A 12,663-nucleotide genomic window follows, 5' to 3' on the forward strand; every position below is an offset into this window, starting at 1 on the left:
TGCCGGTGCTCCGCGACGAGCGCGATGACCGCGAGCTGGACTGGCCGTTCGACGCGGCCACGGTGCAGGCCTGGCTGGCCGTCGATCGGTAGTGGGGGGGGGGGGGGCGGGCCCCCCCCGGGGACCGGGGGGGGGGCCGCCCCGCGCCCGGCACTACCGATCGACGGCCAGCCAGGCCTGCACCGTGGCCGCGTCGAACGGCCAGTCCAGCTCGCGGTCATCGCGCTCGTCGCGGAGCACCGGCACCCGCGCGCCGTAGCGCGATTCCAGCGCCGGCTGGTCATCCAGGAACACCGATTCGAACTCCGGCGCCCGCGCCTTGGCCAGTTCGGCCAGGGCCATGTCGCACAGGTGGCAATCGTCACGCTGGAACAGAGTCAACACCGGTTTTGCTCCCTCTGCCGAAATGCTGCGCCGCAGCCATGGAAGTGCGGCGTGAGCCGCTAGAATAGCGGTCTCTTCCGGTACCCGCAGTACGGCATCCATGGCTGTCAGCACGTTCGACGTTTTCAAGATCGGCATTGGCCCGAGTTCCTCGCACACCGTCGGGCCGATGAAGGCCGCCGAGCGATTCATCCATCGCTGGCTGCTCGATCCGGGCCGCCTGCCCGAGGTCGCGCGCATCCGCGCCGATGTCTATGGCTCGCTGGCGCTGACCGGCCGCGGCCACGGCACCGACAAGGCGATCCTGCTCGGCCTGGAAGGCCAGCGCCCGAACCTGATCGACCCGGACATCATTCCGGCTACGCTCGAGCGCATCCGCAGCAGCAAGCGCATCCAGCTGATGGGCCAGCACGAGATCGCTTTCGACGAGAAGCGCGACCTGGGCATGAACAAGCGCCAGAAGCTGCCGTACCACACCAACGGCATGCGCTTCACCGCCTACAACGCCGAGGACGAAGTAATCGCTACCCGCGATTACTACTCCGTCGGCGGCGGCTTCGTGGTCAACCAGGACGACGCGGCCGACGACCGGATCGTGCCCGATGAGACCCCGTTGCCCTACCCGTTCAAGAGCGGCGACGAGCTGCTGGCGCAGACCGCACGCAGCGGCCTGAGCATTGCCCAGCTGATGTTCGAGAACGAGAAGTGCTGGCGCAGTGAAGACGAGATTCGTGCCCAGCTGCGCGAGATCTGGAGCGCAATGCAGTCTTGCGTGGCGCGCGGTATCCGCGAGGAAGGCGTGCTGCCGGGTGGCCTGAAGGTGGGCCGTCGTGCGCCGGCGCTGTACCGCGAGCTGTCGTCGAAGCCGGAAGCGGCAATGCGCGACCCGCTGACCACGCTGGACTGGGTCAATCTGTACGCACTGGCGGTGAACGAAGAAAATGCCGCCGGTGGCCGTGTGGTAACTGCGCCGACCAACGGTGCCGCCGGCGTGCTGCCGGCGGTGCTGCATTACTTCGACCGTTTCTGCCCCGGCGCCAATGAGCAGCGCGTATTCGACTTCCTGCTGACCTCGGCAGCGATCGGCATCCTGTACAAGGAAAACGCCTCGATCTCGGGCGCCGAAGTGGGTTGCCAGGGCGAAGTGGGCGTGGCCTGCTCGATGGCCGCCGGTGGCCTGGTCGCGGCACTGGGTGGCAATCCCAGCCAGATCGAGAATGCCGCGGAAATCGGCATGGAGCACAACCTCGGCCTGACCTGCGACCCGATTGGCGGCCTGGTGCAGATCCCCTGCATCGAACGCAACGCGATGGGTGCGGTGAAGGCGATCAATGCCTCGCGCATGGCGATGCGCGGCGACGGCAAGCACAAGGTGTCGCTGGACAAGGTGATCAAGACCATGCGCGATACCGGCCGCGACATGCAGGACAAGTACAAGGAAACCAGCCGCGGTGGCCTGGCGGTGAACGTCATCGAGTGTTGAGGTCGACCGGGCCCGGCGCGATGGCGCCGGGCCGCAGGTAGAGTCGACTGTCAGTCGACTATCGCGCGCAGCGCGGGATGTTCGCGGTCTGATCGAAGAGCAGTCGACTGACAGTCGACTCTACCCCGTTGTCCCTGGCCGGTCGGACGACACCATCACTGCGTTGCGGTTAGGCTCGGGGCTCCCCTGCCCAGGACTGCCCCCATGCGCGTGATCGCTACCGCCCTGCTTGCCTGCCTTCCGCTGTCCGCCCTCGCCGCGCCCAGCTATGGGCCGCGCCTGGAGGGCTTCGACTACGGCTATCCAGTGAAGACCTTCGCGCTGGAATCGCAGCGACAGCCGCTGGAGATGGCCTACCTGGACATCGCGCCGAAGAAGTCGCCCATCGGCGTGGTGGTGCTGCTGCATGGCAAGAATTTCTGCGCGGCCACCTGGAAGGAATCGATCAAGCCCCTGGTTGCCGCCGGCTACCGGGTGATCGCCCCGGACCAGGTGGGTTTCTGCAAATCCAGCAAGCCCGAGCGCTACCAGTACAGCTTCGCGCAGCTGGCCGCCAACACCCATGCGTTGCTGCAGCAACTGCAGCTGGGTGATGTGCCGGTGCACCTGGTCGGTCATTCGATGGGTGGCATGCTGGCAGTGCGCTACGCGCTGATGTTCCCACAGGACCTGCGCAGCCTGGCACTGGTCAACCCGATCGGGCTGGAGGACTGGAAGGCGCTGGGCGTGCCGTGGCGCAGCGTGGACGCGTGGTACGCCGGCGAAATGAACATCAGCTATGACAGCATCCGCCGCTACCAGCTGGACGTGTACTACGACGGCAAATGGAAGCCGGCCTACGAGCCGTGGGCGCGGATGCAGTCAGGCATGTATGAAGGGCCGGGCAAGCAGGCCGTTGCATGGAGCCAGGCCCTGGCCTCGGACATGGTGTTCAACCAGCCGGTGGTGTACGAGCTGAAGAACCTGCAGGTACCCACCACGTTGTTCATCGGCCAGAAGGACCGTACCGCGATCGGCCGTGACCTGGCGCCGCCGACGGTGAAGGCGACGCTGGGCAACTATCCGGCACTCGGCAGAGCGGCAGCCGCGGCGATTCCGGGCGCGACGCTGATCGAGTTCGCCGAACTGGGCCATTCGCCACAGGTGCAGGACCCGAAGCAGTTCAACAGCGCGCTGTTGAAGGCGTTGAAGTCGCGCTGACCGGCAAGCGTGCCCCTGTAGAGCCGAGCCCACGCTCGGCTCATGCGGCAAGATGGGGATTCTGCCAGGAGCAGCGGGGCGTGGGCTCGGCTACAGGAGCGGTGCGATCAGCCGACGATCCGCAACACATCATCCAGCAGCGCGGCCGCAGTCACTTCCGCACCCGCGCCCGGCCCCTGGATCAACAGCGGCTGCAGGCGATAGCGATCACTATGGATGGCGACGCGGTTGTCGGTGCCCGCGCCCTGCGCCAAGGGATGGTCGGCCGGAAGCTCACGCAGGCCCACCTGTGCACCCTCGGCATCAACGCGGCCAACGAAACGCAGCACACGACCATTGTCGCGCGCCTGCTGCCAGCGCGCCTGCAACGGCGCATCCAGCTGATCGAGCGCCGCCACCGCATCCTCCAGCGGCAGCGCTGCCAGCGCTTCAGGCACCAGTGAATCCACCTCTACCTGCGACGCATCCAGCGCCAGCCCGCTGCTGCGGGCCAGGATCAGCAGCTTGCGCCGCACGTCCTCGCCGGACAGGTCAAGTCGCGGATCCGGCTCGGTGTAGCCGGCCGCCAGCGCCTCGCGCACCGCCGCCGAGAACGGCGACTTGCCGTCATAGCGATGGAACAGCCACGCCAGCGAACCGGACAGCACGCCCTCGATGGCATGGATGTGATCACCACCGGCCAGCAGCGCACGCAGGCTGCTCAACAGCGGCAGGCCGGCGCCGACGGTAGCGCTGTCGCCGTAGCGCGCACCCGTGTCTGCGCAACGCTCGGCAATGGCCTGCGCGCGTGCCAGCTGCGCACCACGCCCCAGCTTGTTGGCGGTGACCACGTGCACGCCGCGCGCCAGCCACTGTACGTGGCGCGCGGCTACGTCTTCGCTGGCGGTGGCGTCGACCACCACGTCGCCACGCTCCAGTCCTTCGGCACTCGCCCACGGTGGCGAACTCTGGCCATCGCGCGGTGCACGCCGTGCCAGTTCCAGCGGCACCGCCAGGTCACGATCGATCTCCAACGCAGTGCGTGAATTGGCCAGCCACTGCACGCTGGGCAGTTCCAGCCCACGTGCCTGCAACGCCTGGTAGCGCTGTACGAAGGCCGAGCCGACCGTGCCGGTGCCAAGCAGCGCCAGTCGTCCCACGCCCAGAGCAGGAATCTCTGCGGCGAGCGCGCTCATGCATCCACCGCCTGTTTGCGGCGCGCAGCCGCATCAATCACCGCTTCGGCACGCTGCAGAGCGGCGCCGAGATCGGCCAACAGGTCACGCTCGGCCTCGATGCCGACCGACAGGCGCAGCAGGCCTTCGCTGATGCCGGCAGCGGCTCGCGCTTCGGCGCTCATCGCGGCGTGGGTCATGGTGGCCGGATGCGCGATCAGGCTTTCGACGCCGCCCAGTGATTCGGCCAGCGTGAAACAGCGCAGGCCATCGACGAATGCACGCACTGCGGCATGCGGATCGTCGCCTTCGCAGTCGGCCAGTTCGAACGAGAGCATCGCACCGAAACCACTCTGCTGGCGCGTGGCGATGCTGTGGCCTGGGTGATCGGCCAGCCCCGGGTAATAGACGCGGCCGACCGCCGGATGCTGGTCCAGCAGGGCAACGATCGACGCGGTGTTTTCCTGGTGCACGCGCAGGCGCGCATCCAGCGTGCGCAGGCCGCGCAGGGTCAGGAAGGCATCGAACGGTGAACCCGTCAGGCCCAGCGCGTTGCCCCACCACACCAGCTGCTCGTGCAGTGCCGGATCACGCGCGACCACTGCCCCGCCCACCACATCGCTGTGGCCGTTGATGTACTTGGTGGTGGAGTGCAGCACCAGGTCCGCACCGAACGACAGCGGTTGCTGCAGCGCTGGCGACAGGAACGTGTTGTCGACCACCACGAGTGCGCCGGCCTTGTGCGCGGCATCGATGACGAAGCGCAGGTCGGTGATGCGCAGCAGCGGGTTGGACGGCGTTTCGACCAGCACCAGCTTCGGCTGGGTGGCCAACGCCTGCGCCAGTGCACGCGGATCGGTCAGGTCGGCGGTGACCAGTTCAAAGAGGCCCTTCCTGGCCAGCGCATTGAACAGGCGCCAGCTGCCGCCGTACGCATCGTGCGGCACCACCAGGGTATCGCCCGGCTGCAGCAGTGCGTTCAGCACCAGGTTGATCGCGCCCATGCCGGTCGCCGTGATGACGCCACCGGCGCCGCCCTCCAGTTCCGCCAGCGCCTCGCCCAACAGGTCGCGGGTCGGGTTGCCACTGCGCGTGTAGTCGTACTGGCGCTTGTTGCCGAAACCTTCAAAGCTGAAGTTCGACGACAGCACGATCGGCGGCGTGACCGCGCCATGCGCAGTGTCCCGATCGATGCCGGCACGGACAGCGGCAGTGGTGCGGCTACAGGACGGCTCGTTGGCGTGCAGGCTCATGCGGACTCTCCAGAAGTACGGAAGGCGGTGGCGAGGATCGCGTCAATGCGATCGGTTTCTTTGAGGAAGGCGTCGTGGCCATAGGGCGAGCGCAGAACGCGCAGGCTGCCGCGCGGGCCCAGCCCTTCGACCAGGCCGACCAGGTCGGCCAGCGGCACCAGGCGGTCGCCCTCCACGGCCACCACCACGGTCGGCGGCAGGATCGCGGCCGGGTCGACGCGGTGCAGATCGATCGATTCGGACAGGCGCAGGTAAGCGGTCACCGGCGTGCGCGCGACGTACTGCGCGCCGGCCGCGTCGAGATAGTCTTCGGCAGCCACGCGCACGCGGCCATTGATCACTTCCGGTGCGGCATCGAAGCGCTCGCCGAATTCTTCCGGGGTACGGTAGCTGAGCATGGCAAACTGCCGCGCCAGGGCCAGGCCGTGGTCTTCGCCGCACTGCAGCTGGCCCAGCGCGACCGCGCGACGCTGCAATGCGCGCCAGGCGGCGGCATAAGGGTGCGGACGATGCGCACCGCTGGCCAGCACCAACTGGCGCACGCGGGCACGATGCCGGATCGCGAACTGCTGGCCGACCAGCGCGCCATACGAATAGCCGACGAAGGCTTTGAGCGCGCGAATGCCGAGATGATCCAGCACCAGCGCCAATGCGTCGGCCTGATCGGCGGTATCGATCGGCACGTCCAGCGCACCGTCGGCACCGACGAAATCGACGGCCAGCACGCGCAGCAGCTGCGGATCCAGCGCGCGCCCGCTGCCGACCAGGCCTTCGGCCCAGCCCTTCTCGCTGAACTGTGCATTGGACGCCACGTGGCGATGGGCGGAAATGCCACCGGCCAGCACCACCACCGGCGCATTGGCCGGGCCGACCCATTCATAGCGCAGGCGCACCGGACTGGGACCTGCGTGACGCATCGACAACACTGCGGCGAACTCGCCGCGCTCGGCATGCACGCGGTCTGCGACCGGCACGCTGACGGGGACAAAGGGTTCGGGGCGAATGGCGGTGCTGGCGGCGAAGCTCATGGCGGGATCCGGTTGGGGAATCGGCCATCGAGCCTTCGCGGGGCCCGCGTTCGAGATGCACGTGCGGTGCATGGTTCGAACCATCTTTCGGTGGACGCCACGGTCCCCGCAGGATTTGGCACCTACGCAGACGCTTGCGCGCCTGCGGGCTGCCCCGGCTTCAAAGGGCCTGTCCCTCTGCCGGTCTCGATGGTGGAGTCACGATGCCAGCCCTTTCCGGCACTGTCAATCCCTTCATGCGGATAAAGCGATAGATATTTTCAGGGTCACTCTGCGAGGGCCGTCCCGGTCGCCCCGTTCAGGATCGGGTACAGTCCCGGCGGTCCTCTCGCTGGAAACGCCAATGCCGCGCCTGCCCCTGACCTGCCTGCTGCTGCCCCTGCTGGCGAGCGCGACCGTACACGCCGGCGACTGGCGCCAGGGCTGGGGACTGGCTCCCCCTTCCGCCCGTACCACCCGCGCAGGCAGTGCCGAGGGCGCCGCCCCCATGGCCCAGTTGCGCCTGCAGCCGGTCGGTACGCAATGGCAGGCGCGGATCGACAACGGGCTGGCAGGGCCGCTGCAGATCCAGCTGCGCGCCGCCCCCGGACACCCGGTCGAAGGCCTCCCGGTCGAGTCGCTCATCCAGGGCGACAGCAGCCTGGTGGTCGGCCACCTGCCCGCCCCGATCGATGGCCGCATGCTGGATCTGCGACTGCAGTCGGTGCCGGGCAACCCGGCCGCACAGGCCGAAGATGTCGCCTATCGCCTGCCGTTCGATGCGGCCCGCCTGCGTGTGGACCAAGCGCCGCAGGGGCGATTCAGCCATGACGACGAGGAGAACCGCGACGCGGTCGACTTCGCACTGCCGGAGGGCACCCTGGTGCTGGCCGCGCGCGAGGGCACGGTGATGCAGATCCAGGATGGCTTCCGTGGCAATGGCCAGGACCGCGAGCGCGACGGTGCCCGTGCCAATTTCATCCGCGTGCTGCACAGCGACGGCAGCATGGCCCTGTACGGCCACCTCCAGGACGGCGGCATGCGCGTGCGCCGCGGCCAGGCGGTGGGAGCCGGGCAACCGATCGGCCTGTCCGGCAACAGCGGCTACAGCACTGCGCCGCACCTGCACTTCGTGGTGCAGGTCAACCGCGGCATGGGCCTGCGCTCGGTGCCGGTGCGCATCTTCGCCGGGCAGGGGCAGCTGCAGTTCGCCCGCCAGGGCGAAGCAGACGGCGGTACCGGGCGCTGACCGGCCCCGGCCGGTATAATCGGGCGCTTATCTCTTTGAATAGCGCCCCGGGCGGGCGCCACTGCCATGTCCGAAGTCGCCAACGAAGCGTCGCGTCGCCGCACCTTCGCCATCATTTCCCACCCTGACGCCGGCAAGACCACGCTGACCGAAAAGCTGCTGCTGTTCGGAGGCGCGATCCAGATGGCCGGTTCGGTCAAGGGCCGCAAGGCCGCCCGCCACGCCACCTCCGACTGGATGGCACTGGAAAAGGAGCGCGGCATCTCGGTCACCTCCTCGGTGATGCAGTTCCCGTACGAAGGCAAGATCGTCAACCTGCTCGACACCCCCGGCCACGCCGACTTCGGCGAGGACACCTACCGCGTGCTGACTGCGGTGGACTCGGCGCTGATGGTGATCGACGTGGCCAAGGGCGTGGAAGAGCGCACCATCAAGCTGATGGAAGTCTGCCGACTGCGCGACACCCCGATCATGACCTTCATCAACAAGCTCGACCGCGAGGGCAAGGACCCGATCGAGCTGCTGGATGAAGTGGAAACCGTGCTGGGCATCCAGTGCGCCCCGGTCACCTGGCCCATCGGCATGGGCCAGCGCCTGAAGGGCGTGGTGCACCTGCTGACCGGCGAAGTGCACCTGTATGAGCCGGGCCGCAACTTCACCCGCCAGGATTCCACCATCTTCCCGTCCATCGACGCCCCCGGCCTGGCCGAGAAGATCGGTGCACAGATGCTGGCCGACCTGCGCGACGAGCTGGAACTGGTGCAGGGCGCCAGCCACCCGTTCGACCTGGACGCCTACCGCGCCGGCAAGCAGACCCCGGTGTTCTTCGGCTCGGGCGTGAACAACTTCGGCGTGCAGCCACTGCTGGACTTCTTCGTCGAGCACGCGCCATCGCCGCAGGCGCGCTCCACCACCGGCCGCCAGATCGCACCGGAAGAGAACAAGCTGACCGGCTTTGTGTTCAAGATCCAGGCCAACATGGACCCGCAGCACCGTGACCGCGTGGCCTTCATGCGGGTCTGCTCGGGCCGTTTCAGCGCCGGCATGAAGACCTTCCACGTGCGCACCGGCAAGGAAATGAAGCTGGCCAACGCGTTGACCTTCATGGCCAGCGATCGCGAGATCGCGGCCGAGGCGTGGCCGGGCGATGTGATCGGCATCCACAACCACGGCACCATCTCCATCGGCGATACCTTCACCGAAGGCGAAGCGGTCACCTTCACCGGCATTCCCAACTTCGCCCCGGAACTGTTCCGTCGCGCACGCCTGCGCGATCCGCTCAAGCTCAAGCAGCTGCAGAAGGGCCTGGCCCAGCTGTCCGAGGAAGGTGCAACCCAGTTCTTCCGCCCCCTCACCAGCAACGACCTGATCCTGGGTGCGGTGGGTGTGCTGCAGTTCGACGTGGCCGCCTACCGCCTGAAGGACGAGTACGGCGTGGAAGCCACCTTCGAACCGGTCAGTGTGACCACCGCGCGCTGGGTCCACTGCAGCAACGAGAAGAAGCTGGAAGAATTCCGCGAGAAGAACGCGCTGAACCTGGCCCTGGATGCGGCCGGGCACCTGGTCTACCTGGCGCCGACCCGGGTCAACCTGCAGCTGGCGCAGGAACGCTCGCCGGACGTGCGCTTCTCGGCCACCCGCGAAGCGGCGCATACCGTTTCGGTGGGCTGATGCCACGGAGGCGGATCCGCGCCTGGTAGATCCACGCCATGCGTGGATAGGCGCGGATTCATCCCCCATACGGTGACGGGCGTGCACATGGCGGCCATCGCGGCGATGATAGGGGGACGCGGGTCCCCCTCCCCGCGAAAAACGCCCATGCCCATGTCCACGACGTCCATTGCTTCGATCCGTGAAGAAATCGCCAGCGCCCTGACCCATGGCCTGGGCGCGGTATTCGCCCTGGCCGCCAGTGCGGTGTTGATCACCCTGGCTGCGATCTACGGCGACGGCTGGCAGCTGGCCAGCGCGATCGTATTCGGTATCGCGCTGCTGCTTCTGTACACCGCCTCCACCCTGTATCACGCCATCCAGCATCCGGTCGCCAAGGGCCGGCTGAAGGTGTTCGACCACTGCGCGATCTACGTGCTGATCGCGGGCACCTATACCCCGTTCACCCTGATCGGCCTGCGCGGTCCGTGGGGCTGGGGCCTGTTCACTGCGATCTGGGCGCTGGCGCTGGCGGGTGTGGTGTTCAAGCTGTTCTACACCGGCCGCTTCAAGGTGCTCTCCACGGTGATCTACATCGCCATGGGCTGGCTGGTGATCGTGGCGATCAAGCCGATGTGGGCCTCGATCGACGGTGGCACCCTCGCCTGGCTGTTTGCCGGCGGCCTGTCGTACACGCTGGGCACCTATTTCTACCACCGTGAATCGATCCCGTACTCGCATGCGATCTGGCACCTGTTCGTGATCGGCGGCAGTGTCTGCCACTTTGTCGCGGTCACCATGCAGGTGTTGTAAACGACCGCTCGAACGCAGCGCGTGCACGCCATGCACATGGACGCTTCGCGCCCTGTCCACGAAGAGGGGGCAACCATGGCAGCGTGAATGCTGCCGCCTCCCCTGCTGCAAAGCGCACGCACCGCTGGCGCCTCCGCCGTCCCGGCCCACGTGGCCGGCGCTGGCTGACGATCCTGGTCTTCATGCTGGCGGCAATACTGGTGCTGTTCGCGTTGTGGGACTGGAACTGGTTCAAGGGGCCCGTGGAGCGTGCGGTGCAGGCACGCACCGGCCGCGCACTGCACATCGGGAACCTGGATGTCGACCTCGGCCGCACCAGCACGATCCGCGCCGATGCGATCACCTTCGCCAATGCCAGCTGGGCAAAACAGCCCGCCATGGCCACGGCGGACCGCGTCGAGATCGATGTGCGGGTGTGGCCCCTGCTGCGCGGCAGCGTGCAGCTGCCCGAAGTACGCCTGACCCGGCCGGATGTGCTGCTGGAAACCGCACCGCGCAAGGGAGACCCGGGCAACTGGGATTTCCTCGGCGGCAGCACCGGCGGGGCAAGCCCCCAACTCAAGCGGCTGCGCATCGACGACGGTCGCCTGCAGTTCCTCGACACGCTGGGCCGCACCGACATCCTCGTGGACGTGCGCAGCGGCCAACCGAAGCAGGCCGACACTGCGCCACCGCTGCTGGTGCAGGGTAAAGGCCGCTGGCAGGGCAATCCGTTCACGCTGCGCGGCGGCACCGAATCCCCCCTGGAACTGACCGACAGCGACCACCCGTTCCGCATCCATCTCGATGGCCGGGCCGGCGCCACTCACGCAGTCGCCAGTGGCACGCTGACCAACCCCTTCCAGCTGCGCGTGTTCGACCTGCAGTTCGCGCTCAGCGGCCAGGACCTGGCCGATCTCTACCCTCTGCTCGGCATCGCCATCCCGCCCTCACCGCCCTATGCGTTGAACGGACGCCTCAAACGCGACCACGACGTCTGGCGTTACGACAGCTTCACTGGCAAGGTCGGCGACAGCGACCTGGGGGGCAACCTGCAGTTCGAGGTGGGACGCGATCGTCCACGGCTGACCGCCACGCTGCAATCCAGGCGCCTGGACTTTGATGACCTTGCCGGCTTCGTCGGCGCCCCGCCAAAAACCGGCGGCGGCGAAACGGCCAACGCAGAGCAGAAGGCCGAGGCCGCACGGATTGCCGCCCGTGCACGGGTGCTGCCCGACACGCCCTACAACCTGGGCAAGCTGCGCGCCATGGATGCCGACGTGCGCTGGAAGGCCCACCGCATCAACGCCCCTTCGTTGCCGCTGGACGACATGGATGCGCACCTGTTGCTGGATGACGGCGTGCTGCGGTTGGACCCGCTGAACTTCGGCGTCGCCGGCGGCGACATCCGCAGCACGATCCGCATGGACGCGCGCCGTCCGCAGATCAGCACCGCGCTGAAGGCCAGCGTGCGCGGCGTGCAGCTGGGCCAGTTGTTCCCTGACGCCAAGCTGGCTGAACAGGCCAAGGGTGGCATCGGCGGCGAGGTGGACCTGAGCGGCCACGGCAACTCGGTCGCCGCAATGCTCGGCAGCAGCAGTGGCAAGGTCGGCCTGGCGATGGGCCGCGGCCATGTCGGCAACCTGGTAATGGAACTGGCGGGGCTGGACATCACCGAATCGCTGAAATTCCTGGTGACCGGCGACAAGCAGATCCCCCTGCGCTGCGCCTTCGCCGACTTCGGCGTGCGCGACGGCCTGATGACCAGCCAGGCGATGGCGGTGGACACCACCGACACGATCCTCATCGGCGAAGGCACGGTGAGCCTGCGCGACGAGACCCTGGACCTGCTGCTGAAGCCACGCCCGAAGGACAGGAGCATTCTGGTACTGCGTTCTCCGCTGCACATCAGTGGCACCTTCAAGGACCCGTCATTCCGGCCCGACTTCAAGGCGTTGGGTATTCGTGGCGCCGTGGCCCTGGCGCTGGGCAGCATCGCGCCGCCGGCGGCGTTGCTGGCGACGATCGAACTGGGGCCGGGGAAGGATGCCGACTGCGGCGGGCAGTATGCGAAGTAGGTTTACAGCGTTGTTCGCGGCGCCTGCATTGATCGCGGCTTGAGGGGGACGGGTGACGCAGGCAGGACACGCCGCAAGTACGTCCCTGTAGGCTCGATGGCGCCATCCATGGCGCCAACGGTCCTGCCTGCGTCACCCGTCCCCCTCCCGACAGTTTCCTGCGCGCGCGGAACGAGAGCGGAAATTCAAAGTCAAAAGAAAAAAGCAAAGTCAAAAGCTGTTGCCAACCAAGGTTGGCACCTACAAAAGGCGAGGCACCGCGCATGTACGCACCGCGCTCGCAGAAATGTGTCCAGAGGCGGAGGGCCTGGGCGTGCACGACCGGTTGGGCCCAGGGTGGCGCCAACCAGCCCCCCAGGGTGGGGGGACCGCGGGTCCGGCCCCCCCCAGCCCCCCGCCCCCCCCCAGGCCCC

General features: G+C 67.5%; 10 protein-coding genes, 1 pseudogene and 1 riboswitch. Of the genes and pseudogenes, 7 read left to right on the top strand and 4 right to left on the bottom strand.

Going from position 1 to position 12,663, the window contains the following annotated elements; all coding sequences use genetic code 11:
* Positions 1-92 (top strand): annotated as a pseudogene (locus tag R5H29_RS09875) (thioredoxin family protein); the annotation flags it as partial.
* Between the two features lie 61 nt (positions 93-153).
* On the opposite strand, the gene R5H29_RS09880 reads toward R5H29_RS09875, so the two are convergent.
* Positions 154-384, bottom strand: a complete 231-nt coding sequence (locus R5H29_RS09880) for a glutaredoxin family protein (RefSeq protein ID WP_058981142.1) — start codon at positions 382-384, stop codon at positions 154-156.
* Positions 385-484: 100 nt separating this feature from the next.
* On the opposite strand from R5H29_RS09880, the gene R5H29_RS09885 reads away from it, so the two are divergent.
* Together R5H29_RS09885 and R5H29_RS09890 are read left to right on the top strand one after the other, a co-directional pair.
* Positions 485-1,867 carry an L-serine ammonia-lyase gene (locus R5H29_RS09885; protein ID WP_021202030.1) on the top strand — a complete coding sequence of 461 codons (1,383 nt, stop codon included), beginning with the start codon at positions 485-487 and terminating at the stop codon, positions 1,865-1,867.
* 204 nt (positions 1,868-2,071) lie between these two features.
* Positions 2,072-3,067, top strand: coding sequence for an alpha/beta fold hydrolase (locus R5H29_RS09890; RefSeq protein WP_164145440.1), 996 nt, complete (start codon positions 2,072-2,074; stop codon positions 3,065-3,067).
* A gap of 107 nt (positions 3,068-3,174) precedes the next feature.
* Here R5H29_RS09890 and R5H29_RS09895 read toward each other — a convergent pair whose 3' ends face one another.
* From R5H29_RS09895 to R5H29_RS09905, 3 genes are read right to left on the bottom strand one after another with little or no spacing between them, the layout of a single operon-like run.
* Complete coding sequence (locus tag R5H29_RS09895) at positions 3,175-4,242, bottom strand: homoserine dehydrogenase (RefSeq protein ID WP_019660063.1); 1,068 nt, start codon at positions 4,240-4,242, stop codon at positions 3,175-3,177.
* Positions 4,239-5,474 (bottom strand): O-succinylhomoserine (thiol)-lyase, encoded by a 1,236-nt coding sequence (locus R5H29_RS09900; protein WP_019660064.1) that lies wholly within the window; start codon positions 5,472-5,474, stop codon positions 4,239-4,241. The genes R5H29_RS09895 and R5H29_RS09900 overlap by 4 nt, the downstream gene beginning before the upstream one ends.
* Entirely contained in the window at positions 5,471-6,502 is a 1,032-nt protein-coding gene (locus R5H29_RS09905) for a homoserine O-succinyltransferase (protein WP_019660065.1), read from the bottom strand. The genes R5H29_RS09900 and R5H29_RS09905 overlap by 4 nt, the downstream gene beginning before the upstream one ends.
* A 77-nt stretch (positions 6,503-6,579) precedes the next feature.
* Positions 6,580-6,698: riboswitch (SAM riboswitch) on the bottom strand.
* Between the two features lie 147 nt (positions 6,699-6,845).
* Here R5H29_RS09905 and R5H29_RS09910 point away from each other — a divergent pair.
* The 4 genes from R5H29_RS09910 to R5H29_RS09925 all read left to right on the top strand — a co-directional run bounded on the left by R5H29_RS09910 (position 6,846) and on the right by R5H29_RS09925 (position 12,250).
* Positions 6,846-7,730 (top strand): M23 family metallopeptidase, encoded by an 885-nt coding sequence (locus R5H29_RS09910; RefSeq protein ID WP_332329122.1) that lies wholly within the window; start codon positions 6,846-6,848, stop codon positions 7,728-7,730.
* Between the two features lie 66 nt (positions 7,731-7,796).
* Positions 7,797-9,401 carry a peptide chain release factor 3 gene (locus R5H29_RS09915; protein WP_019660067.1) on the top strand — a complete coding sequence of 535 codons (1,605 nt, stop codon included), beginning with the start codon at positions 7,797-7,799 and terminating at the stop codon, positions 9,399-9,401.
* A gap of 153 nt (positions 9,402-9,554) precedes the next feature.
* A complete protein-coding gene (locus tag R5H29_RS09920; protein WP_019660068.1) occupies positions 9,555-10,193 on the top strand; it encodes a hemolysin III family protein in 639 nt (212 codons plus the stop codon).
* Positions 10,194-10,276: 83 nt separating this feature from the next.
* A complete protein-coding gene (locus tag R5H29_RS09925; RefSeq protein ID WP_164145439.1) occupies positions 10,277-12,250 on the top strand; it encodes an AsmA family protein in 1,974 nt (657 codons plus the stop codon).
* Positions 12,251-12,663: the final 413 nt, after the last annotated feature.

It is taken from the genome of Stenotrophomonas sp. A3_2, from assembly GCF_036624925.1.
In the GTDB taxonomy this organism is placed as follows: Bacteria; Pseudomonadota; Gammaproteobacteria; order Xanthomonadales; family Xanthomonadaceae; genus Stenotrophomonas; species Stenotrophomonas hibiscicola.

Excerpts from the sequence above, each read along its gene's own strand:
- R5H29_RS09885 (WP_021202030.1), top strand. The coding sequence starts at position 485 with ATGGCTGTCAGCACGTTCGACGTTTTCAAGATCGGCATTGGCCCGAGT.
- R5H29_RS09890 (WP_164145440.1), top strand. The coding sequence starts at position 2,072 with ATGCGCGTGATCGCTACCGCCCTGCTTGCCTGCCTTCCGCTGTCCGCC.
- R5H29_RS09895 (WP_019660063.1), bottom strand. The coding sequence starts at position 4,242 with ATGAGCGCGCTCGCCGCAGAGATTCCTGCTCTGGGCGTGGGACGACTG.
- R5H29_RS09900 (WP_019660064.1), bottom strand. The coding sequence starts at position 5,474 with ATGAGCCTGCACGCCAACGAGCCGTCCTGTAGCCGCACCACTGCCGCT.
- R5H29_RS09905 (WP_019660065.1), bottom strand. The coding sequence starts at position 6,502 with ATGAGCTTCGCCGCCAGCACCGCCATTCGCCCCGAACCCTTTGTCCCC.
- R5H29_RS09910 (WP_332329122.1), top strand. The coding sequence starts at position 6,846 with ATGCCGCGCCTGCCCCTGACCTGCCTGCTGCTGCCCCTGCTGGCGAGC.
- R5H29_RS09915 (WP_019660067.1), top strand. The coding sequence starts at position 7,797 with ATGTCCGAAGTCGCCAACGAAGCGTCGCGTCGCCGCACCTTCGCCATC.
- R5H29_RS09920 (WP_019660068.1), top strand. The coding sequence starts at position 9,555 with ATGTCCACGACGTCCATTGCTTCGATCCGTGAAGAAATCGCCAGCGCC.